This is a genomic window from Amycolatopsis tolypomycina (genome assembly GCF_900105945.1).
Classification (GTDB): Bacteria; Actinomycetota; Actinomycetes; order Mycobacteriales; family Pseudonocardiaceae; genus Amycolatopsis; species Amycolatopsis tolypomycina.
The window spans coordinates 1494505-1515686 of record NZ_FNSO01000004.1 but is presented as its reverse complement, the minus strand read 5'-3'; the positions used below and the strand labels follow the sequence as shown (position 1 = coordinate 1515686).

The following is a 21182-nucleotide window of genomic DNA, read 5'->3' as shown; positions in this document are numbered from 1 at the left end:
GGCCACCGTGCTCGCCTGGCTCGCGGTATAGGTCGTTATACACCAAACGGGCCACCCCGGAGGGTGACCCGCTCGACGAAAAGATCTCAGACGGTGAAGCCGAGGGCGCGCAGCTGCTCGCGGCCGTCCTCGGTGATCTTCTCCGGGCCCCACGGCGGCATCCAGACCCAGTTGATCCGGAAGTCCTTGACCAGCCCGCCGGAGGTCAGCGCCGCCGACGTCTGGTCCTCGATGACGTCGGTCAGCGGGCAGGCCGCGGACGTCAGCGTCATGTCGATGGTCGCCGTGTTGTCCGGCTCGACGCGGATGTCGTAGACCAGGCCGAGGTCGACGACGTTGATGCCGAGCTCCGGGTCGACGACGTCGCGCATGGCTTCCTCGACGTCCTCGAGCTTGGCGAGGTCGAGGTCCTGCTTGGCCGTGGTCTCGGCGTCGAGGTCGGCGGCGGTGCGCCCCTCACGAGTGGCGGTCTCTTCGGTCATGCTTTCTCAACTCCACTGGTGGTCCGGGCGACGGCGTCCTTGAAAGCCATCCAGCCGAGGAGGGCGCACTTCACGCGGGCCGGGTACTTGGCGACGCCCGCGAAGGCGACCCCGTCCTCCAGCACGTCCTCGTCCGGCTCGACCTTTCCCTTGCCCTGCATCAGTTCCACGAAGGCGTCCATGGTGGTGAACGCCTCCTCAAGCGTGTGGCCGACGACGAGATCCGTCAAGACCGACGTCGAAGCCTGGCTGATCGAGCAGCCCTGGCCGTCGTAGGAGACGTCGGCGACCTTTCCGTCGTCGATCTTCACCCGCAACGTCACCTCGTCGCCGCAGGTCGGGTTGACCTGGAACGACTCGGCGTCGAACGGGTCGCGCAGGCCGCGCCCGTGCGGGTGCTTGTAGTGGTCCAGGATGATCTCCTGGTACATGCTCTCCAGGTTCACTGGCCCACCCCGAAGAACTTCTGCGCCTCGCGGATGCCCGCGACGAGCGCGTCCACTTCGGACAGGTCGTTGTACAGGTAGAACGACGCGCGCACGGTCGCCTGCGCGTGGCAGGCCCGGTGCAGCGGCCACGCGCAGTGGTGGCCGACGCGCACGGCGATGCCGAGGCTGTCGAGCACCTGGCCGGCGTCGTGCGGGTGCACGCCGTCGATCACGAACGACACCGTGGCCCCGCGGTCCTTCAGGTCGGTCGGCCCGATGATCCGGACACCCGGGATCGCGCCGATGCCCTCGATCGCGGCCGCGGCGAGCTGGTGCTCGTGCGCCGCGACGCGGTCCATGCCGATGGCCGAGAGGTAGTCGACGGCCGCGCCCAGACCGATGGCCTGCGACGTCATCGGGACGCCCGCCTCGAACCGCTGCGGCGGCGGCGCGAAGGTCGAGCCCTCCATGCGGACCATCTCGATCATCGACCCGCCGGTCAGGAACGGCGGCATGGCTTCGAGGAGTTCGGTGCGGCCGTAGAGGACGCCGATGCCGGACGGGCCGAGCATCTTGTGGCCGGAAAACACCGCGAAGTCGACGCCGAGCGCGTGGAAGTCGACGGCGAAGTGGGGCACCGACTGACAGGCGTCCAACACCGTGAACGCGCCGACCGCGCGAGCCTTCTCGACCAGCACCGAGACCGGGTTGACCGTGCCGAGCACGTTCGACTGGTGCGCGAACGCGACCACCTTCGTGCGCTCGGTGATCAGCTCGTCCACATCGGACAGGTCGAGACGGCCTTCGGGCGTCACCTTGAACCACTTCAGCGTCGCCCCGGTGCGCCGGCACAGCTGCTGCCACGGCACGAGGTTCGCGTGGTGCTCCATCTCGGTGACGACGATCTCGTCACCCGGGCCGACCACGAACCGCGCGGCCTCGGGACCGGCGGTCGCGGCGTTGCCGAATGAGTAGGCGACCAGGTTGATGCCCTCGGTGGCGTTCTTGGTGAACACCAGCTCCTCGGGGTCGGCGCCGACGAACTCGGCGATCTTCGCCCGGGCGGACTCGTAGGCGTCGGTCGCCTCTTCGGACAGCTGGTGCGCGCCGCGGTGCACGGCGGCGTTCGACGTCACGACGTAGTCGCGTTCGGCGTCGAGCACCGCCGTCGGGCGTTGCGACGTCGCCCCGGAGTCCAGGTACACCAAGGGTTTCCCGTCGCGAACCGTGCGCGACAGGATGGGGAAGTCGGCCTTCAGGGCCGCCACGTCCAGTGGCAGAGAACCGGCCGAGGTGGTGGTCATCGGGCCGACTCCTCTCTTCTCGGTGTAATGGAACGTGTCAGAGCGCCGCGGGCTCGGGCTTGCCCACGTACTTGACGTAGCCGTTCTCCTCCAGCTCGTCCGCCAGCTCCTTGCCGCCCGACTCGACGATCTTGCCGCCGGCGAAGACGTGCACGAAGTCCGGCGTGATGTGCCGCAGGATCCGGGTGTAGTGCGTGATCAGCATGACGCCGACCTCGCTGTTGGCCTTGTACTCGTTGACACCCTGCGAAACGATCCGCAGCGCGTCGACGTCGAGGCCGGAGTCGGTCTCGTCGAGGATGGCGAATTTTGGCTTGAGCAGCGCCAGCTGCAGGATCTCGTGGCGCTTCTTCTCGCCGCCGGAGAAGCCCTCGTTGACCGAGCGCTCGGCGAACTCCTGCGAGATCTCGAGCTTGCCCATCTCCTCCTTGACCTCCTTGACCCAGTGGCGCAGCTTGGGGGCCTCGCCACGGACCGCGGTGGCCGCGGTGCGGAGGAAGTTGGACATCGACACGCCCGGCACCTCGACCGGGTACTGCATGGCCAGGAAGAGGCCGGCCCGGGCGCGCTCGTCGACGCTCATCTCGAGCACGTTCTCGCCGTCGAGCAGCACCTCGCCGGAGGTGACCTCGTACTTGGGGTGGCCGGCGATGGCGTAGGACAGGGTGGACTTGCCGGAGCCGTTGGGGCCCATGATCGCGTGCGTCTCGCCCGACTTGATGGTCAGGTTGACGCCCTTGAGGATCTCCTTGGCGCCCTCTTCGGTCGTGACCGAGGCGTGGAGGTCCTTGATTTCCAGGGTAGCCATTTCTTCGTTTCCTAAGTCAGAGAGGGCGGTCAGGCGCCAACGGCTTCGAGTTCGGCTTCGATCGCGGCTTCGAGGCGCTCGCGCACCTCGGGGACGTCGATCTTGACGAGGATCTCGTGGAAGAACCCGCGCACGACCAGGCGCCGCGCGGCTTCTTCGGCGATCCCGCGCGACTGCAGGTAGAACAACTGCTCGTCGTCGAACCTTCCCGTCGCGCTCGCGTGGCCGGCGCCTTCGATCTCGCCGGTCTCGATCTCGAGGTTCGGCACCGAGTCCGCGCGCGCACCCGGAGTGAGGACCAGGTTGCGGTTGAGCTCGTAGGTGTCGGTGGCCTCGGCGGCCGCGCGGATCAGGACGTCGCCGATCCACACCGTGTGCGCGCCTTCGCCCTGCAGGGCGCCCTTGTACATCACGTTCGACTTGCAGTTCGGGACCGCGTGGTCGACGAAGAGCCGGTGCTCCTGGTGCTGGCCGGCGTCGGCGAAGTACAGGCCGAGCATCTCGACGTCGCCGCCCTTGTCCGCGAACGTCGCCGTCGGCGAGACGCGGACCAGGTCACCGCCCAGGGTGATGACGATGTGCTTGAGCGTGGCGTCGCGGCCGAGCTTGAGGTGCTGCTCGGAGACGTGCACCGCGTCGTCGGCCCAGTCCTGGACGCTGACCACGGTGACCTTCGCCGAGTCACCGATGACGAACTCGACGTTGTCGGCGTAGGTGCCGGAGCCGACGTGGTCGAGCACGATGACGGCTTCGGCGAACGCCTCGGCGCGGACCTGCAGGTGCCCGTAGGCGACCTGACCTTCGCCCGGGCCGTGGATGCGCAGCACCGACGGCTTCGACGCCTTCGTCTCCTTCGGCACCGTGACGACGGTGGCCTTGGTGAACGCCGAGTACGCCTGCGCGGCGATCCGGTCGCTCGGGACGCCGGCCTCGCCGAGGCGGGCGTCTTCGCGGCCGACGGTCTCGACCTTCAGCTCGTCGGCGGCCTCGACGTCGATGGTGATCTCGCCGGTGGCGACGGCGCTGCCGTCGTGCAGGCCGCGGAGGCGCTTCATCGGCGTGAAGCGCCAGTTCTCCTCACGGCCGCCCGGGACCTCGAAGGCCTCGACGTCGTAGGAGGTGAAGCGCTCCGCGCGGGACGCGGCCGGGATGACCGCGCCCTCGCGAAGGGCTTCGGAAACGTTGTTCTCGGTAACCGACATGACTAGCCGACGGACCCTTCCATCTGGAGCTCGATCAGGCGGTTCAGCTCGAGCGCGTACTCCATCGGCAGCTCACGGGCGATCGGCTCGACGAAGCCGCGCACGATCATCGCCATCGCCTCGGCCTCGTCGAGACCGCGCGACATCAGGTAGAACAGCTGGTCTTCGCTGACCTTGGACACCGTGGCCTCGTGGCCCATGGACACCTCGTCGTTGCGGATGTCCACGTACGGGTACGTGTCCGAGCGCGAGATCGTGTCCACCAGCAGGGCGTCGCAGACCACGCTGGAGCGCGAGTGGTGCGCCCGCTTGGCGACCTTGACCAGGCCGCGGTAGGACGTCCGGCCGCCGCCGCGCGCCACCGACTTCGACACGATGGTCGAGGACGTGTACGGCGCGAGGTGCTCCATCTTGGCGCCCGCGTCCTGGTGCTGGCCCTCGCCCGCGAACGCGACCGACAGGACCTCGCCCTTGGCGTGCTCGCCCATGAGGAACACCGACGGGTACTTCATCGTCACCTTGGAACCGATGTTGCCGTCGATCCATTCCATGGTCGCGCCCTCTTCGCACTTGGCGCGCTTGGTGACCAGGTTGTAGACGTTGTTCGACCAGTTCTGGATGGTCGTGTAGCGGCAGCGGGCGCCCTTCTTGACGATGATCTCCACGACCGCCGAGTGCAGCGAGTCGGACTGGTAGATCGGCGCCGTGCAGCCCTCGACGTAGTGCACGTACGCACCTTCGTCGACGATGATCAGGGTGCGCTCGAACTGGCCCATGTTCTCGGTGTTGATCCGGAAGTAGGCCTGCAGCGGGATCTCGACGTGCACGCCCTTCGGCACGTAGATGAACGAGCCGCCGGACCACACCGCCGTGTTCAGCGCGGAGAACTTGTTGTCACCGGCCGGGATGACCGAGCCGAAGTACTCCTGGAACAGCTCGGGGTGCTCGCGCAGGCCCGAGTCGGTGTCCAGGAAGATCACGCCCTGCTCCTCCAGGTCCTCGCGGATCTGGTGGTAGACGACCTCGGACTCGTACTGCGCGGCGACACCGGCGACGAGGCGCTGCTTCTCCGCCTCGGGGATGCCGAGCTTGTCGTACGTGTTCTTGATGTCCTCGGGCAGTTCCTCCCAGGAGGTGGCCTGCTTCTCCGTGGACCGCACGAAGTACTTGATGTTGTCGAAGTCGATCCCGGAGAGGTCGGCCCCCCAGTTGGGCATGGGCTTCTTCTCGAAGAGCTTGAGCGCCTTCAGTCGCGCTTCGCGCATCCACTCCGGCTCGGACTTCTTCCCGGAGATGTCGGTGACGACATCTTCGTTCAGCCCGCGACGGGCGCTGGCGCCCGCCTCGTCGGAGTCCGCCCAGCCGAACGCGTACTTGCCAAGGGACTCGATGGTCTCTTCCTGGCTCAGTGGCGCGGTGGTGGGAGTGCGCTGCTCGGCAGCGGCAGTCATGCGGGTTTCCCTCCATTCGGGATCCGTGCTGTGCGCCCCTCGGGGGACGCCGTTCTTCCCGGCTCGGGATGGGCCGGGTTGTTCCCCGTCGTGACGGGAACGTGGGTGGTGCACGCGGAGTCCCCGCGTGCGATGGTCGCCAGCCGCTGGACGTGGGTGCCCAGCAGCTGCGCGAACGCCTCCGTCTCGGCCTCGCACAGCTGCGGGAACTCCGCGGCGACGTGGGCGACCGGACAGTGGTGCTGGCAAAGCTGCGCGCCCACGTTCTGACCAGGAGCCGGGGCGCCGACCTGGCGGGTCGACGCAGCGTAGCCTTCCCTGCTCAGCGCGGTCGCGAGGGCCTCCGCGCGCGCCGCCGGCTCACCCGGTTCGGTGATCGCGGCGCGGTGCGGGCCGACGAGCTTCTCGATGCGCTGCTCGGCGAAGGCGCGAACGGCGTCCTCCCCGGCGTGCTCGGCGAGGAAGCGGATGGCGGAGACGGCCAGGTCGTCGTAGGCGTGCCCGAAGCGGGCGCGGCCCGGCTCGGTCAGCAGGAAGAGCTTGGCCGGACGGCCTCGGCCGCGGGGGCCGCGGCGCGGCGCGTCCCGGGTCTCGGCTTCGCCATCCGCGAGAAGCGCGTCGAGGTGCCGGCGGACGGCGGTGGGGCTGATCCCGAGCTGCTCGGCGACCACGACGGCGGTCATGGGACCCTGTTCGAGCAGCAGCCTCGCGACCTCGTGCCGGGTCTTGCCCTCGGCGCTGACCTGCGACGGAACGTGCGGATGCGGGGCACGCGGCATGTCGCCGCCCGCCTGGTCACCCGCCTCCGTCTTTTTCACAACACAAGTGTGTCTTATTTCCGGATGACCCGCAAAGGCGGGGTGTCCGGCAGTGACCCGACTCACTCACCGGGCGACCGATACCCTGCACGCGTGGCAGTGGGTGAACAGGAGCAGCAAGTGGCACGGCTCGAAACCGGGAGTGCCCACCCCGTGACGCTCTCCCCCGTCCACCCCCGCGAACCCCTCCCCCTGGAGGACGGGGAGCTGCGCGGGCTGAACGTCGTCCGCCGCTTCGGCACGGTCGGGTCGCTCTTCCTCGCGCTCGGCTCCCTCGGCGCCGGCGCCGCCCCGGTGATCAACCCGGTGCAGGAGATCCCGGTGCTGCGGCTGTTCACCCGGATCCCGACGGTGTCGCTGGCCATCGCCATCTCCGGCATGGGCATCCTGGTGCTGAGCTGGCTGATGCTCGGCAAGTTCGCCCTGCCCGACCGCGCCCGGCTCGCGTCGCGGGGCCAGCTCGCGCGCACCATCGCGCTGTGGGTGCTGCCGCTGCTGGTCATCCCGCCGCTGTTCTCCCGCGACGTCTACAGCTACCTCGCACAGAGCGAGATCGTGCACCGCGGGATGGACCCGTACGTCCTCGGCCCGGCGCAGGCACTCGGCGTCGCCGACCCGTTCACCGCGGGCGTGTCGAACATGTGGCGCGAGACGCCGGCGCCGTACGGGCCGGTGGTGCTGCGCCTCGGCGGCTGGCTGGCGCCGATCTCCGGCAACAGCATCGCCATGGGCGTGCTCCTGCAGCGGGCGATCGCCCTGGTCGGCGTGATCCTCATCGTCTGGGCGCTGCCCCGGCTGGCGCGCCGCTTCGGCGTGCAGCCGGCGACCGCGTTGTGGCTCGGGGCGCTGAACCCGCTGCTGATCTTCCACTTCGTCGCCGGCGCCCACAACGACGCGCTGGGCATCGGCCTGATGCTCGCCGGGCTGGAGGTCGGCATCCGGCGGCTGCCGATCCGGGTGAAGGGCGACACCCCACCACCCCTCGCGCGCGGCGAACTGCTCTACATCGGGCTCGGGGTCGCGATCATCACCCTCGGCGTGGCGGTGAAGCTGCCCGCGGTGTTCGCGTTGCCGTTCTTCGCGGTGATGGTGGCGCGGCGCTGGCACGGCAGGCTCAAGGACCTCTTCGCCGCGGGCGCGCCGATGGCGCTGTGGTTCGGCGTGGTCCTGGTCGTCGTCTGCTTCGGCACCGGGCTCGGCTTCGGCTGGGTCGGGGCGACGTTCAACACACCCGGCCTGGTCCGGTCCTGGATCTCCCCCACCGCCGAGCTGGCCAACCTCTCCGGCGTCCTCGGCATCGCGCTCGGGCTGGGCAACCACACGAACGCGCTGGTGCCGATCCTCGGCGCGCTCGGCTACCTGGTCGCCGTGGCGATCACGTTCAAGTTCCTGTGGGACAGCTTCAAGTGGCGCTACCGGCCGATCATCGGGCTCGGCGTCTCCCTCGGCGCGGCGATGATCCTGCAGATCAACCTGCAGCCGTGGTACCTGCTGTGGGCGGTCATCCCGCTGGCCGCCGCGGCGGGGACGTCGAGGTTCCGCGTCGCCGCCACGGTGATCAGCGCGGCCATGCCGTTCCTGCTGCCGCCCACCGGCAGCACCTTCGACGGCCGCCCGTACGTGCTGCCGTTCGCCTACGTCACGGCGATCGTCGTCTGCGGGACCGGGATGCTGATCGTGCGGCGGCTCGCCCCGGTCCTGCTGTCCAGGCCGTCCCCGCGGGGGCGCGCGCACGCCGACGCCGTATCGTGACCCGATGTGAGTGTCGTGGCCGTCGAGATCAGCGGGCTGGTCAAAAACTTCGGCTCCATCCGCGCGGTCGACGGCCTCGACCTGCGGATGGAGCGCGGCAGCCTGCTCGCCCTGCTCGGCCCGAACGGGGCCGGCAAGACCACCACCGTCGAGATCTGCGAAGGGTTCTCGAAGCCTGACGCGGGCTCGGTCCGCGTGCTCGGCCTCGACCCGGTCCGCGAGTCGGCGGCCCTGCGCCCCCGCATCGGCATCATGCCCCAGGGCGGCGGCGCGTACCCGGGCGTCCGCGCCGACGAGATGCTGCGGCTGGTGGCGTCCTGCGCGGCGACCCCGCTCGACCCGGCGTGGCTGCTGGACGTGCTGGGCCTTTCGAGCGTGCGGCGGACGCCGTTCAAGCGCCTCTCCGGCGGTCAGCAGCAGCGGCTGTCCCTGGCGTGCGCCCTGGTCGGGCGGCCGGAACTGGTGTTCCTCGACGAGCCGACCGCGGGCATGGACCCGCAGGCCCGGCGCCTGGTGTGGGACCTGCTGGGCGCCCTGCGCGCCGACGGCGTCTCGGTGCTGCTGACCACGCACCTGATGGAGGAGGCCGAAGCGCTGGCCGACACGGTGGTGATCGTGGACCACGGCAAGGTCGTCGTCTCCGGGGCACCACAGTCGCTGACGATGGACGAGACGGGCAACGCCGGGCTGCGGTTCAAGGCCCGCACCCGCCTCGACACGGCGTTGCTGACGGCGGCGCTGCCGGAGGGCTACGCGGTGCGCGAGTCGGCGCCGGGGACGTACACGGTGGTCGGTTCGGTCGACCCGCAGGTGGTGTCGACGGTCACGGCGTGGTGTGCGCAGCAGGGTGTGCTGCCGGAGGAACTGCAGGTGGGCAAGCGGACGCTGGAAGAGGTCTTCCTCGAGCTGACCGGACGGGAGCTGCGGGCGTGACTTTTGCTCCTGGGATGTTCACCCCCGCGCCCGGACGGGGATCGCTGGTCCGGATGCTGCGCACGCACGCGCGCATCGAGGTCAGCCTGACGTTGCGCCACGGCGAGCAGGTGCTGCTGACGCTGTTGATCCCGCTGGCGCTGCTGATCGGCCTGTCCCTGCTGGACATCCTGCCGGCGTCGTCGCTGGGCCCGGTGTCGCGAGTGGACTGGATCACGCCGCGGATCCTGGCACTGGCGGTGATGTCGTCGGCGTTCACCGGCCAGGCGATCGCCCTGGGCTTCGACCGGCGCTACGGGGTGCTGAAGCGCCTTTCGGCCACGGCGTTGCCCCGCTGGCTGCTGGTGGCGGGCCGCCTCGCGGCGGCTCTGGTGGTGGTGGCCCTGCAGTCGGTGATCATCGGCGTGGTGGCGGCTTTCCTCGGCTGGTCGCCGTCGGCTTCCGGTCTGTTTTCCGCGGTGCTGCTGCTGATTGTGGGGACCTTGGCGTTCGGTGCGCTCGGCGTGCTGCTGGGTGGCGCGCTGCGGGCCGAGGCGGTGCTGGCACTGGCGAACATCGTGTGGTTCGTGCTGCTGCTGGCGGGCGGCATCCTGCTGGCGCCGTCGTCGCTGCCGTCCGGGCTGGCGCACGTGGTGGAGCTGCTGCCGTCGGGCGCGCTGGCGGAGGGGATGCGCGCGGCGTTGGTGGACGGTTCGTTCGCGCCGGGGCCGATGGTGGTGCTCGCGGTGTGGGCGGTAGTCGCGGGCGCGGTGGCTTCGCGGACGACAAAGCTCACCTGAGCAGGGGTCCCCAGCGCCCCAATGTGGCGTTGGTTGCGTCCAGCGCACCCAATGTGGCGTTCGGTGCGTTGGACGCACCGAACGCCACATTGGGTGCGTTCGGGCCGGGACGTGCGTGACCTTGGTCCCTTGCGGCCACGCCGTTGTTCTGGGCGTCCGGGCCTGCCGAAAGCGCGTTTTCCGCGCGCTCTACCATCGATGCCGTGCCGTTCACCAGCCTCGTCGCCCGTCTGCCGTATCCGTCCGCCGCCGTGCAGCGGGCCGTCGGGATCGCCGCGGTCCTCGCGCAGGCGCTGATCGGCGTCACCGGGTCCATCGTGCGCGTCACCGGGTCCGGGCTCGGCTGCCCGACCTGGCCCCAGTGCGTGGCCGGCAGCCTGGTGCCGAAGCACGACTCCGGGATCGACGCGCTCAACCAGTGGATCGAGTTCGGCAACCGGCTGCTCACCGGCGTCGTCATCCTCGTCGCCGCCGTCGCGGTCGTCACCGCGTGGCGCGTGCAGATCGACCACCCGGACCGCAAGCGCCTGGTCAAGCTGGCCTGGACGATGCCCGGCGGCGTCCTGCTGCAGGCCGTCGTCGGCGGCATCACCGTGCTGGCGAAGCTGGAGTGGTGGACCGTCGCGATCCACTTCCTCGCGACGACGCCGCTGGTGTGGCTCGCCGTCCTGCTGCTGCGCGCGTTCCGCGAAGGCGACGAGGCGCCGCGCCTGCTGGTGCCGCCGGCCGGGCGCACGATCCTGATCCTGCTCGCCACCGTGCTGTGGCTGGTGCTGGCGGCGGGCACCACGGTGACCGGCGCCGGCCCGCACAGCGGCGACATCAACACCCACCGCCTCGACGCCCCGGTCGAGGCTCTCGCCCAGGTCCACGGCGGGCTGCTGGTGCTGTACCTGCTGCTGCTCGCGGTGTTCGGCCTCCAGCTGCTGCGCGTCGGCGCCCCGAAGAGCCTCTGGCAGCGCTACACGGCGGTCTGGGTGGTCGCCGTCGCGCAGGGGGCACTCGGTTCGCTGCAGTACGCGCTGGGCGTGCCGGAGGCGATGGTGTCGTTCCACGTCCTGGGCGCGATGGCGGTCATCATCGCCACGGCGGCGCTGTGGACGGGCAGCCGCGACCGCGGCCCGGTGACCTCGCTGGAAGCGGCGCCGCGAGAGCTCACCGCCGCTTGACCGTAACTCCGGGTTGGCGTGGGCGTCCGGCTCGTGGGTTATCGTTCGCGCCATGACGTCGCGCACCGCGCCCAAGCCGCTGATCTCCCATCGCCGTGGCACCGGGGAGATGCTCGTGCTCAAGACCTTCCTGCTGGTGCCGTTCGTGGCGCTGCTCGTCGCGGTCCCCCTGGTGTGGGGCTGGGGCATGACCTGGATCGACCTGATCCTCGCGGCGGCGTTCTACGTGTTCGCGACCCTGGGGGTGACGGTCGGCTTCCACCGCTACTTCACCCACGGCGCGTTCAAGGCGTCGCGGCCCCTGCGGGTGGTGCTGGCCATCGCGGGCAGCATGGCGGTCCAGGGTTCGGTGATCTTCTGGGTGGCGAGCCACCGCCGCCACCACGCATTCGCCGACCGCGAGGGCGACCCCCACTCGCCGTGGCTGTTCGGCACGTCGCCGTCGGCGTTGCTGAGGGGCTTCTGGCACGCGCACATGGGCTGGATGTTCGGCCGCGAGGTGACCAACGCGGACAGGTTCGCCCCGGACCTGGTGGCGGACGCGGACGTGCGCTGGGTGAACCGCTACTTCTGGCTGTGGATCACGCTGAGCCTGGCCCTGCCGGCCGTGCTGGGAGGGCTGCTGTCATGGTCGTGGTGGGGCGTGGTGACGGCGTTCTTCTGGGCGGGCCTGGTGCGGATCGCGTTCCTCCACCATGTGACGTGGTCGGTGAACTCGGTGTGCCACCTGATCGGGGAACGGCCCTTTGCCAGCAGGGACAAGGCGGCGAACTTCTGGCCGCTGGCGTTGCTGTCGATGGGCGAGTCGTGGCACAACTCGCACCACGCTGACCCGACTTGTGCGCGGCACGGGGTGCTGCGGGGGCAGGTGGATGTGTCGGCTCGGGTGATCTGGGCGTTCGAGAAGCTGGGGTGGGCCAAGGACGTTCGGTGGCCGCGGATGGAGCGGCTGGCCGCGAAGCGGGCGAGCACGTCAGCTTAAGGTGCCTGCGATGACACGAAAGAGAACTGACAGCCTCGATCGTGTCGACTGCTTCCTCTTACGGTGAGCCAGCTTCCGACCACCGAAGGAGACTCATGGGCAAGCACAGCAGCAACGGCAAGCGCGGCAAGAACGGGCGGCGGATCGCCGTGGCGAGTGCTCTGATCCTCGTAGCGGCCGCAGCGATCGCGCTGACATCGATCGTCCCCAAGCCGGCCGACGACACCGTCGCGGGTGGTGGCGGTGGAAGCACCGGCAACTCGGTGACCGTCGACTAGGCGAACGTCCCGTGACCGGCGTGACTTCGCGTCGGTCACGATGGCCACTTGAAGGCAATGCCATAGCTCTCCCGCGGATGGCACCCGTCGAGAAAGGTGTGCCGGACGAACCCGTCCTCAACGGGGAGCAGGTGCGGGTCCCCGTCCGGCGGCCGGCATCTCCGCTCGAATTCGAGCTGTTCCGCGTACCACCAACATGCCTCGGGAAGGCAATTTTGGTCGAAGGTCAGCTGGATGGTCAGGCCGCCAGGCGCGATGCCGTGGTGGTCGACGTCGACATTGACCCACTCGTGTTTCTCCTCGAGCCGTTCGTCGAGCGCCTCGGAGACGAAAGCGTAGGGCTGCCCCTTCCGATGGGGCTGGCGAAAGCGCAGACGCACCACTCCCCGGACACCCGGACGCACCCCGGGTGAAGTGACCACGCGGCACGCCCAAAGGGCCGTGACCAGGAGGCCTTCCGGGTTGTGGTGCCAGCCGTTCCGAGCCTGGACGACGTAGCCGTCGACGCCATCCTCGCAGGCGACGACGTGGCGTTCGGTGAGCCGGCGCCACACCGTTCGGCGGCGCATGACCGCCGTGATGAGCAGGCGCTCCACGAACATCGGCTGTGCCCCTTTCGAGGCCGGCCGAGCCCGCCAGGCGACGTGCTCGTCCGTGACGTCCCCCGCCGCCCGGCCGAGGTCGATGTACGGCCGCCAATCCGGCCCCTCCAGCAAAACCAGTTTCTCCGCGAGGCGAGCGGCCAACGTTTCGAGTGCCCGCCGCCAGGCTTGGTGCATCGGAGTCGCGGTGGTGGGAGGCGGCTCGCCGAAGACACCCGGCACCAGCACCAGCTGCCGGAAGCGGTCGCCCAGCGTTGCCTTCCAGACGGTTCCGCCTGGTGCCGGCGGCACCCGGAACGCCGCCATCAGGGTGTAGCGGCGGCGGGAGTTCCCGACTGCGCCGATCTCGTCGACGATCAGCCCCCACAGGGCGAACACGCGCGACTCGGCCGGCTCGGCGATCAACGATCCCGTCGGCGCCACCAGGGCGCGGAGCACGGTGGCCGGCTCACTCGCCGGTTCCTTGATCGCCTCCCGGAAGAACCGAAGCGGCTCGCCGTCCTTGCGAGTCGCCAGCCAGCGCAGCGCGTCTTCGACTTCCGCGGGCGAAGCCGGCTCGTCAACCGATTCCCTGTCCATCCGGATGGTCAAGACGCCTCCGCTACCCGAAGAAGATCGACAATTCCCGGCAAGCCCGGACAACGGCGGGACCTGCGGCGACATTTGCCCGACAACGAAAAAACCGACCCAAGAAGAAAAGATCAGTTCCGGTCGGGCCTGCCACCGGTCACCATTACCCGAGGTGCACTAGTACAGCAATAAAGGGGTAGCACAGTGACCAAGGGCAGGACAAGAAAACCCACCCCCGGCCACGGCACTCGGGAAGTGGTCAAAGCCGGCCTGGCCGGGATCGGCGGGCTCTACCTGGTGACCGGCTCCCTGGCCGTGACCCTGATCGGCGCGGTCGTCGCGCTGGTCCTGGTGGCGGTCGAGGTGGCCAGGTGACTACGCCAGCTGCTGCCGCACCGCCGAGGCGAACCGCGTCACCGCGCCGGCGTCCGTCTGGCGGAAGCCCAGCGATGGCTCCGTCAGCTCCAGTTCCAGCAGCAACGGCTTCCCGTCCGCCCCGCGGACCAGGTCCACCCGCGCGTACAACAGCTCCGCGCGCAGGATTCCCAGCAACGCCGACGCCGCGTCCAGCACGTCCTCCGCCAGGGCCACCGCGTCCTCGGGCGGTACAGCCGGCGCCAGCTCCTCCGACAGGTACAGCCCCGAGGAATCCATTGTGGACCCCAGCATCGCGCCCTTCGTGAACGCGTGGGAATAGATCCCGCCCAGGTACACCAGGGCCAGCTCGCCCGAACTATCCACACTGGACTGGTACGGCTGGATCAGCGCCGTGTGCCCCTCCGCGTGCAGCGCGGCCACGTGCGCCGTGGCTGCAGAAGCACCCTCGGCGAACCGGGCCGCGCCGCGGGAGCCCGCCCCCACCGACGGCTTCACCACGAAGTCCGACGACGGGAACGAAGAAGAGGAACCCGGCGTGACCAAGGACGTCGGCACCACCGCCAAGCCCGCGTCCAGCAGCTCCACCAGGTACGACTTGTCCGTGTTCCACCGGACCACGTCCGCGGAATTGAACAGCGACGGCACCGACTCGCACCACGCGAGGAACTCCGCGCGGCGCTCAGCGTAGTCCCAGGTCGCGCGCAGGATCACGGCGTCCGCCGAGGAAAAATCGAACGTGGAGTCCCAGGGTGCCCACGAGACCGAAAAGCCCAGCGACGTCAACGCGGGCACGACGGCGTCGTCGTCGCCGTCGCCCGTGGGGAGTTCCGTGCAGCTGACCAGGACCGCGGTGGGGCTCACTTGCCCGCCATCTTGCGGCGGTGCTCCGGGCCGATCTTCGTGGCCTGCACCGTCTCCGCGTCCCAGGTCGCCGGCGACAGGTCCTCGACCGCCTCGACCAGGGCCTCGCCCGTGGCCACCGAAGGCACCACCACGTCGCCGAGGGCGCCGTCCGCGCCCACCAGCACCACTCGCGCGCCCGCCCGGCCGATGTTCTCCACCACTGCGCGGGACGGCTTGCCGTGGGCCTTCACGAACTTGCGGGCCGCGCCCAGCTGCGCGCCGGTCGGGGGAACGACAGTCTCTTCTGCAGTCACGTCCGAACCATAGCCAAAGGAGAGCCGGAACGCGGAACAGCGTGGCCTCGGCCATAGTTGCACCGGGAGAACCCGACCCGAGGAGGACCCATGCCCACGGCAGTACAGGTGACGAAGACCGGCGGCCCGGAAGTGCTCGAACCGGCCGAAGTGGACGTCGCCGCCCCACAGGCCGGCGAGCTCCTGGTCGACGTCACCGCGGCCGGGGTCAACTACATCGACACCTACCAGCGCCAGGGCATCTACCCGATGGAGCTGCCGTTCGTGCCCGGCCTCGAAGGTGCCGGCACAGTCATCGAAGCCGCGCCCGGGTTCGAACCCGGCGACCGCGTGGCCTGGCAGGGGTCGATCGGCAGCTACGCGGCCCGCAAGCTCGTCCCGGCCTCGGTCGCGGTGAAGGTTCCCGAAGGCGTCTCGCTCGAGACCGCCGCCGCCACGATGCTGCAGGGCATCACCGCGCACTACCTGGTCGCCTCGACGTTCGAGGTCAAGCCCGGCCACGACGTGCTCGTGCACGCGGCCGCGGGCGGCGTCGGGCTGCTGCTGGTGCAGCTGGCGAAGGCGCGCGGCGCGCGCGTCATCGGCACCGTGTCGACCGAAGAGAAGGAGAAGCTCGCCCGCGAAGCCGGCGCCGACCACGTGATCCGCTACGACCGCGACGACTTCGCGAAGATCACCCGGGAGCTGACGAACGGCGAAGGCGTCGACGTCGTGTACGACGGCGTCGGCAAGGACACCGTCGACGGCAGCCTGGCCAGTCTCAAGGTCCGCGGCCTGCTCGCGCTCTTCGGCGCCTCCAGCGGCCCGGTGCCCCCGCTCGACCCGCAACGCCTCAACGCCGGCGGCTCGCTCTACCTGACCCGCCCGACGTCCGGCCACTACGTCCGCACCCGCGAGGAGCTGGACTGGCGCGCGAAGGAGCTCTTCGACGCCATCACGGCCGGCCAGCTGAACATCCGCATCGGCGGCAAGTACCCGCTGGCCGAGGCCCGCCAGGCCCACGAGGACCTGCAGGGCCGCCGCACCACCGGCAAGCTCCTGCTCATCCCCTGACACGCCGAAGGGCCGCTTCGGCGGAAGCGGCCCTTCGCGAGCGGAACTCAGCCCTTGTCGTTCGGGACCGAGACGGCGTCGGTGACGAAGACCAGCGTCTCGTTCGGCTTGATGCCCTGGCCGCCCTGGCCGTAGCCGAGGTCCGGCGGGATGATCAGCAGGCGGCGGCCGCCCTGCTTGATGCCGACCAGGCCCTGGTCCCAGCCCGGGATGACCATGCCCGCGCCCAGCTGCAGGTCGAACGGCTCGCCGCGGTCGAAGGAGCTGTCCAGCTTCTTCTTGTCCGACCAGGTCACCAGCGAATAGTTCATCTTCAGGTTCTGGCCGGCCTTCGCGCCGTTGCCGGTGCCCTCGGACAGGTCCGCGGTGATCAGCTTCTTCGGCGGGTCGCAGTCGTCCGGGATGGTGATCGTCGGCGCCTCGCCGAACTTCCCCGTCGTCTTGACGTCGTCGGCGGTGCACTCGCGGCCCTTGCTCTGGGTCGCCTGGGCGGCACCGGTCGACGGGACGGAGGGCCCCGCCGGGGCGGCCGTCTGGGTCTTGGCGTCCTGGCCGCACGCGGCCAGGGACAGCGCCGCCGCGGCGACGACCACGATCTTCCCGATTTTCTGCATGCCGGGCACCCTAGCCAAGCACGGAGAGTGCCGGCACGTCGTCACCGGTGGTGACCACGCCGAGCCGCCGGGTCGCCCGCGTCAACGCCACGTACAGGTCGTTGAGCCCGCGCGGCGAGCCCGCGACGACCTCGTCGGGCGCGACCAGCACCACCGAGTCGAACTCCAGGCCCTTCGACCGCTCGACCGTCAGCACGCTCAGCCGCTCGTCGTGCTCCGAAAACCACGAGGACACCTCGTCGAACCGGCCGGCGGGCACCAGGACCGCCACCGTGCCGCCGTCCACTTCGGACAGCTCGCGCGTCACCAGCCCGGGCAGCTCCGCGGCCAGGGACGCCGGGCGCACCGACCACGGCGGCACCCCGGTCTCCCGCACCGACGAGGGCGCCGAAAGCGCAGGCGAGACCTCGGCGAGCACCCGCGCCGCGACCGCCATGATCTCGGCGGGCGTGCGGTAGTTCACCGTCAGCTGCTCCAGCCGCCAGCGGTCCTCGACGTACGGCGAAAGCACCTCGCCCCACGAGCGCGCGCCGCCCGCCGCGCCGGTCTGGGCGACGTCGCCGACCAGCGTCATCGACCGGTTCGGCGTGCGCCGCATGAGCAGCCGCCAGTCCATCGCCGACAGCTCCTGGGCCTCGTCGACGATCACGTGCCCGAACGTCCAGGTCCGGTCCTGGGCGGCGCGCTGGGCCGCCGTCAGCTCGCTGCGCGCCTGCTGGCGCTCGGCGAACAGCTCGGCGTCGAGGACGTCGGAGACGCGCAGCAGCTCCTCGTCGATGATCTCTTCGTCCTGCTCGAGGATGTCGAGCACACCCTCGGCGTACGCACGGTCCTCGCGCTCACGGCGTTTGCGCTCGACGCGGGCCTCGGTGTCGTCGACGCCGATCAGCTCGGCCAGCTCGTCGAGCAGCGGCACGTCCGCGGGTGTCCAGCGGGCGTCCCGGCCGCTCTCCAGCAGCAGGCGATCCTCGGGGGACAGCAGCTTCCCGGCGGCCGCGGCGAGGCGTTCGCGGTCGGCGAACAGGTCGTCGAGCACGCCTTCGGGCGTCAGCACCGGCCACAGCGCGTCGAGGGCGGCCGTGACCTGCTCGTCCGCGGCCAGCTCGGCGCGGATGTCCTGCAGATCCTGACCGTCCAGGAGGTCGTCCCCCAGCTTGCGGGCGGCCTGCCGGGTCAGCGCGTCGAGGACGTCGGAGACGAACAGGCGCCGCGCCGGGTTGTGCGGACGGCGCGAGCGGCGGGCCCGCGTCCGGGCGTCGGTGCAGGTCTTGCGGTCCAGCCGCAGCACGTCGTGCTCGTACTCGATCTCCATGACCGGCTCCGGCACGCGCTGGCGGTCGCGGACGGCGTTGGCGAGCACCTCGGCCATGACGAGGCGTCCCTTGACCTCGGCGGCTTCGCGCGGTTCGACGCCGTCGGCGTCCAGGCCGGGGTAGAGCTGCCCGATGGTGGCGAGCAGCACGCCGGTCTCGCCCAGGGACGGCAGCACCTGGCCGATGTAGCGCAGGAACGTGCTGTTCGGGCCGACGACGAGCACGCCGCGGGTGGTGAGCTGCTGGCGGTGCGTGTAGAGCAGGTAGGCCGCGCGGTGCAGCGCGACGGCGGTCTTGCCGGTGCCCGGGCCGCCCTGCACGACCATGACGCCGCCGAGCGGGGCGCGGATGATGCGGTCCTGCTCGGCCTGGATGGTCGCGACGATGTCGCTCATCTCGCCGGTGCGGCGCTGCTCCAGCGCGGCCAGCAGCGCGGCTTCGCCGGCCAGCCCGAGGTCCTGGCCCTGGTCGGCGGCGGTGAGGTCGAGGATCTCGTCGTCGAAGCCGGTGACCTTGCGGCTCAGCGACCGCAGGTGCCGTCGTCGCCGCACCCCTTCGGGTGACGCGGCGGTGGCGAGGTAGAACGGCCGCGCGACCGGCGCCCGCCAGTCGACCAGCAGCGGCTTGTAGTCGTCGTCCTCGTCGAAGAGCCCGAGCCGGCCGATGTACGTGGTCTCCTCGGCGCTCTCGGGGACGAAGTCGAGCCGCCCGAAGGCCAGCCCCTGCTCGACGGAGCCGAGCTGGGCGAGCCGGTCGGTGTAGAGGGTCGTGGCGACGTCGCGCTCGGTGCGGGCCTGCGGGGTGCCGCCGGTCTGCCGCAGCGTCTCGTCGAGGCGGCGCTGGGCTTCGAGGCGCTCGGCGTCGAGCTTCGTGTAGAGGGTGGTGACGTACGCCTGCTCGCGGGCGAGCTCGGCGGAGAAGTCGTCCGAAGACAAAGATCCTGCTTTCGCCTCAAGGAAAAGAGCCAACGAAGTCTAACGGCGCCCGCGGCGCGATCATTCCGTCCGCAGGTCGCAGTAGGGAAAGACCTCGGCACCCGGAGCGCCGCCCGGCAGCAGCCGCTCGCCGGGCGCGCACGAGACGCCCGCCGGCGGCAGCTGCTCGCCGCCGGTGAGGCGGCCGCCCGCGTCGCGGAAGAGCACGGCGGCACCGCGGCTGGTCAGCGCGCGGCAGTTCTCGCTGCGGTACCGCACGCCACCAGGGACGACGGTGGCGGTCACCGGCGTGAAGCCGCCCAGGGCTTCCGGTGCGATCCAGATCACCGGGCCGACCGCGGGGCGGTCGAGGAGGACCCCGATCCGCTGGCCGGGGACGAGCACCGGCACTTCGACGGTCCGGGCGCCGGACGTCACCGGGATCCGGTAGGCGGCGAGGGTGCTGGTGTTCTCCAGCACCGCGGCCCCCGGGCCCTGCTCGGCGACGCGGACGGCGCCGCCGTCGGGCGCCGGGCCGGGCCGGGCGGTGATCTTGGCCGGGATGGCGCAGCCGGTGCCGAGCAGCCGGTTCTGGTCGAGGTCGAACCGGCCGTGGCCGAGGAAGGCCAGCAGGCCGAAGGCGACGACCGCGGTGACCGCGGTCCCGGCCTTCCTGATCATCGGCGACATCAGGGAATTCCGGTGCTCGAGCTCGCGACGCGGTAGAGGTCGCCGGCTTGCCCGTAGTACGCCCCGGCAACCACGTAGACCATGGTCCGCGCCGCCGGCTGCCAATACGTGCGCATCTCGTCCGGGTCCGCCGTGAACGGCACCTCCACCAGGGAGACGGCCCGCGCGGTGAGCAGCGCGCCGACCTCGTCGAAGGTCACTGGGCCGGGAAAGACGCCGTAGCGGTCGCGGATCGCGCGGTTGACCGTCTCGGGGTCGCGGAGCCGGAGCCGGTGCGCCTGCACGGAGAAGTGCGTTCCCACCCACGGCTCCCGGCCGCTGCGCCGTTGCCAGAAGAACTCGACCAGCCCGTGGTCACGCCACATGCTGTTCTTCCCGCGGTTCTCGGCGTAGCCGTCGCCGAACAGCTCCGCCACCTGCTCGGGTGACCACGTGTGGTCTGCGCCGAGCACGCTGCCGCACTCGACGACGTCCGCGAAGAACGCCGCCGGACTCAGAACGGCAGGCCGAGGGTCGGCAGCCCGATGGCCGAGTCGACGGCCAGTGCCACGAACACGATCATCAGGTACGTGTTCGACCGGTGGAACAGCGCCATCGGCTTGGTCTCCTCGCCGCGCCGCACGGCCGCCTGGAGGCTGTGCGCGTAGAAGAGGAACCAGCCGCCCGCGAGGATGGCGAACGTGCCGTACAGCCACGACGTCACCGGGAGCAGCAGCAGCGTCCACGCCACCATCACCCACGAGTAGATGACGATCTGGCGGGCGACGTGCTGGGCGGTGGCGACCACCGGCAGCATCGGGACGCCCGCGCGCTCGTAGTCGTCGCGGTACTTCATGCCCAGCGCCCAGGTGTGGGGCGGGGTCCAGAAGAAGATCACGCCGAACATCACGAACGCCGGCCACTGGACCGTGCCCGTGACGGCCGCCCAGCCGATGACCACCGGCATGCAGCCCGCCGCGCCGCCCCAGACCACGTTCTGTGACGTGCGCCGCTTGAGGCCCAGCGTGTAGACGAAGATGTAGAAGAGGATCGTCGCGACCGCCAGGATCGCCGACAGCAGGTTGACCGTGAGGTAGAGCACCGCGGCCGACGCGACACCCATCACCAAGCCGAAGATCAGCGCGCCGCGGCGGGGCACGGAGTCCTTCACCAGCGGGCGGCGCTTCGTGCGGTTCATCACCTTGTCGATGTCCGCGTCGATCACGCAGTTGAGCGCGTTCGCGCTGCCCGCGGCCATCGTCCCGCCGACCAGCGTGGCCAGTACCAGCCACGGCGAGGGGATCTGACGGCCGGCGAGGAACATCGCCGGGATGGTGGTCACCAGGAGGAGCTCGATCACCCGGGGCTTGGCCAGCGCGGCGTAGGCGCCGACGACCCGGCGAACGCTCCGCCGCTCACCGTGCGGTCGCTCACCGGTCGGGTGCACCGCGCTGGTGTCGTCACTGCGTCCGTGCGCAGCGTTCACCAACGACATTTCACTCCCTGCGTCAGGTTCGGGGCGGGAC

General features: G+C 70.4%; 23 protein-coding genes. 8 read left to right on the top strand and 15 right to left on the bottom strand.

Annotated elements, in window-relative coordinates:
- Window positions 1–86: 86 nt before the first annotated feature.
- The 7 genes from BLW76_RS17735 to BLW76_RS17705 are packed head-to-tail and all read right to left on the bottom strand — an operon-like array spanning window position 87 to window position 6454.
- A complete protein-coding gene (locus tag BLW76_RS17735) occupies window positions 87–482 on the bottom strand; it encodes a metal-sulfur cluster assembly factor (RefSeq protein ID WP_091308591.1) in 396 nt (131 codons plus the stop codon).
- On the bottom strand, window positions 479–928 hold the full coding sequence (sufU, locus tag BLW76_RS17730; protein ID WP_091308589.1) for a Fe-S cluster assembly sulfur transfer protein SufU: 450 nt from the start codon (window positions 926–928) through the stop codon (window positions 479–481). Before sufU ends, BLW76_RS17735 begins: the two co-directional genes overlap by 4 nt.
- Window positions 925–2214 (bottom strand): cysteine desulfurase, encoded by a 1290-nt coding sequence (locus tag BLW76_RS17725; protein ID WP_091308586.1) that lies wholly within the window; start codon window positions 2212–2214, stop codon window positions 925–927. Before BLW76_RS17725 ends, sufU begins: the two co-directional genes overlap by 4 nt.
- A gap of 37 nt (window positions 2215–2251) precedes the next feature.
- Entirely contained in the window at window positions 2252–3022 is a 771-nt protein-coding gene (sufC, locus tag BLW76_RS17720) for a Fe-S cluster assembly ATPase SufC (RefSeq protein WP_091308583.1), read from the bottom strand.
- Between the two features lie 29 nt (window positions 3023–3051).
- Window positions 3052–4224, bottom strand: a complete 1173-nt coding sequence (gene sufD, locus BLW76_RS17715) for a Fe-S cluster assembly protein SufD (protein ID WP_091308580.1) — start codon at window positions 4222–4224, stop codon at window positions 3052–3054.
- A gap of 2 nt (window positions 4225–4226) precedes the next feature.
- Window positions 4227–5675 carry a Fe-S cluster assembly protein SufB gene (sufB, locus tag BLW76_RS17710; RefSeq protein ID WP_091308578.1) on the bottom strand — a complete coding sequence of 483 codons (1449 nt, stop codon included), beginning with the start codon at window positions 5673–5675 and terminating at the stop codon, window positions 4227–4229.
- Window positions 5672–6454: a helix-turn-helix transcriptional regulator gene (locus BLW76_RS17705; protein ID WP_091319534.1), complete on the bottom strand. Its 783-nt coding sequence runs from the start codon at window positions 6452–6454 to the stop codon at window positions 5672–5674. The genes sufB and BLW76_RS17705 overlap by 4 nt, the downstream gene beginning before the upstream one ends.
- A gap of 159 nt (window positions 6455–6613) precedes the next feature.
- Between BLW76_RS17705 and mptB the strand changes: the two genes are divergently transcribed.
- From mptB to BLW76_RS17675, 6 genes are all read left to right on the top strand, one after another.
- Window positions 6614–8245 (top strand): polyprenol phosphomannose-dependent alpha 1,6 mannosyltransferase MptB, encoded by a 1632-nt coding sequence (gene mptB / locus BLW76_RS17700; protein WP_091308575.1) that lies wholly within the window; start codon window positions 6614–6616, stop codon window positions 8243–8245.
- Window positions 8246–8251: 6 nt separating this feature from the next.
- Window positions 8252–9178, top strand: coding sequence for an ABC transporter ATP-binding protein (locus BLW76_RS17695; RefSeq protein WP_091308574.1), 927 nt, complete (start codon window positions 8252–8254; stop codon window positions 9176–9178).
- A gap of 53 nt (window positions 9179–9231) precedes the next feature.
- Complete coding sequence (locus BLW76_RS17690) at window positions 9232–9957, top strand: ABC transporter permease (RefSeq protein WP_091319531.1); 726 nt, start codon at window positions 9232–9234, stop codon at window positions 9955–9957.
- 203 nt (window positions 9958–10160) lie between these two features.
- Window positions 10161–11126 (top strand): COX15/CtaA family protein, encoded by a 966-nt coding sequence (locus BLW76_RS17685; protein WP_091308571.1) that lies wholly within the window; start codon window positions 10161–10163, stop codon window positions 11124–11126.
- Window positions 11127–11178: 52 nt separating this feature from the next.
- Entirely contained in the window at window positions 11179–12108 is a 930-nt protein-coding gene (locus tag BLW76_RS17680) for an acyl-CoA desaturase (RefSeq protein ID WP_091308569.1), read from the top strand.
- 95 nt (window positions 12109–12203) lie between these two features.
- A complete protein-coding gene (locus tag BLW76_RS17675; protein ID WP_091308567.1) occupies window positions 12204–12386 on the top strand; it encodes a hypothetical protein in 183 nt (60 codons plus the stop codon).
- 35 nt (window positions 12387–12421) lie between these two features.
- On the opposite strand, the gene BLW76_RS17670 is transcribed toward BLW76_RS17675, so the two are convergent.
- Window positions 12422–13579: a hypothetical protein gene (locus BLW76_RS17670; protein ID WP_244170200.1), complete on the bottom strand. Its 1158-nt coding sequence runs from the start codon at window positions 13577–13579 to the stop codon at window positions 12422–12424.
- Between the two features lie 183 nt (window positions 13580–13762).
- On the opposite strand from BLW76_RS17670, the gene BLW76_RS49155 reads away from it, so the two are divergent.
- On the top strand, window positions 13763–13933 hold the full coding sequence (locus tag BLW76_RS49155; protein WP_208613320.1) for a hypothetical protein: 171 nt from the start codon (window positions 13763–13765) through the stop codon (window positions 13931–13933).
- On the opposite strand, the gene BLW76_RS17665 is transcribed toward BLW76_RS49155, so the two are convergent.
- Complete coding sequence (locus tag BLW76_RS17665) at window positions 13934–14797, bottom strand: ATP-grasp domain-containing protein (RefSeq protein WP_091308565.1); 864 nt, start codon at window positions 14795–14797, stop codon at window positions 13934–13936.
- Window positions 14794–15093 (bottom strand): hypothetical protein, encoded by a 300-nt coding sequence (locus BLW76_RS17660; protein WP_091308563.1) that lies wholly within the window; start codon window positions 15091–15093, stop codon window positions 14794–14796. Before BLW76_RS17660 ends, BLW76_RS17665 begins: the two co-directional genes overlap by 4 nt.
- A 90-nt stretch (window positions 15094–15183) precedes the next feature.
- Between BLW76_RS17660 and BLW76_RS17655 the strand changes: the two genes are divergently transcribed.
- Window positions 15184–16146, top strand: coding sequence for a quinone oxidoreductase family protein (locus tag BLW76_RS17655; RefSeq protein WP_091308561.1), 963 nt, complete (start codon window positions 15184–15186; stop codon window positions 16144–16146).
- Window positions 16147–16193: 47 nt separating this feature from the next.
- On the opposite strand, the gene BLW76_RS17650 is transcribed toward BLW76_RS17655, so the two are convergent.
- Genes BLW76_RS17650 through BLW76_RS17630 form a run of 5 tightly spaced genes read right to left on the bottom strand, consistent with a single transcriptional unit; the run spans window position 16194 to window position 21151 of the window.
- A complete protein-coding gene (locus tag BLW76_RS17650; protein WP_091308558.1) occupies window positions 16194–16760 on the bottom strand; it encodes an FKBP-type peptidyl-prolyl cis-trans isomerase in 567 nt (188 codons plus the stop codon).
- 10 nt (window positions 16761–16770) lie between these two features.
- Entirely contained in the window at window positions 16771–19008 is a 2238-nt protein-coding gene (locus BLW76_RS17645) for a HelD family protein (RefSeq protein WP_208613319.1), read from the bottom strand.
- A 60-nt stretch (window positions 19009–19068) separates the two neighbouring features.
- Complete coding sequence (locus BLW76_RS17640; protein ID WP_244170199.1) at window positions 19069–19668, bottom strand: hypothetical protein; 600 nt, start codon at window positions 19666–19668, stop codon at window positions 19069–19071.
- Window positions 19669–19676: 8 nt separating this feature from the next.
- The gene (locus BLW76_RS17635) at window positions 19677–20129 is read right to left on the bottom strand and encodes a hypothetical protein (protein WP_091308550.1); all 453 of its coding nucleotides are present in this window, start codon (window positions 20127–20129) and stop codon (window positions 19677–19679) included.
- A gap of 41 nt (window positions 20130–20170) precedes the next feature.
- Entirely contained in the window at window positions 20171–21151 is a 981-nt protein-coding gene (locus BLW76_RS17630; protein ID WP_091308547.1) for a heme o synthase, read from the bottom strand.
- Between the last annotated feature and the right edge of the window lie 31 nt (window positions 21152–21182).

What these genes read in the sequence shown, in the direction of transcription:
- BLW76_RS17735 (WP_091308591.1), bottom strand. Translation starts at nt 482, where the DNA reads ATGACCGAAGAGACCGCCACTCGTGAGGGGCGCACCGCCGCCGACCTC.
- BLW76_RS17725 (WP_091308586.1), bottom strand. Translation starts at nt 2,214, where the DNA reads ATGACCACCACCTCGGCCGGTTCTCTGCCACTGGACGTGGCGGCCCTG.
- sufC (WP_091308583.1), bottom strand. Translation starts at nt 3,022, where the DNA reads ATGGCTACCCTGGAAATCAAGGACCTCCACGCCTCGGTCACGACCGAA.
- sufD (WP_091308580.1), bottom strand. Translation starts at nt 4,224, where the DNA reads ATGTCGGTTACCGAGAACAACGTTTCCGAAGCCCTTCGCGAGGGCGCG.
- sufB (WP_091308578.1), bottom strand. Translation starts at nt 5,675, where the DNA reads ATGACTGCCGCTGCCGAGCAGCGCACTCCCACCACCGCGCCACTGAGC.
- BLW76_RS17705 (WP_091319534.1), bottom strand. Translation starts at nt 6,454, where the DNA reads ATGCCGCGTGCCCCGCATCCGCACGTTCCGTCGCAGGTCAGCGCCGAG.
- BLW76_RS17690 (WP_091319531.1), top strand. Translation starts at nt 9,232, where the DNA reads ATGCTGCGCACGCACGCGCGCATCGAGGTCAGCCTGACGTTGCGCCAC.
- BLW76_RS17680 (WP_091308569.1), top strand. Translation starts at nt 11,179, where the DNA reads ATGACGTCGCGCACCGCGCCCAAGCCGCTGATCTCCCATCGCCGTGGC.
- BLW76_RS17675 (WP_091308567.1), top strand. Translation starts at nt 12,204, where the DNA reads ATGGGCAAGCACAGCAGCAACGGCAAGCGCGGCAAGAACGGGCGGCGG.
- BLW76_RS17655 (WP_091308561.1), top strand. Translation starts at nt 15,184, where the DNA reads ATGCCCACGGCAGTACAGGTGACGAAGACCGGCGGCCCGGAAGTGCTC.
- BLW76_RS17650 (WP_091308558.1), bottom strand. Translation starts at nt 16,760, where the DNA reads ATGCAGAAAATCGGGAAGATCGTGGTCGTCGCCGCGGCGGCGCTGTCC.
- BLW76_RS17640 (WP_244170199.1), bottom strand. Translation starts at nt 19,668, where the DNA reads ATGATCAGGAAGGCCGGGACCGCGGTCACCGCGGTCGTCGCCTTCGGC.
- BLW76_RS17630 (WP_091308547.1), bottom strand. Translation starts at nt 21,151, where the DNA reads ATGTCGTTGGTGAACGCTGCGCACGGACGCAGTGACGACACCAGCGCG.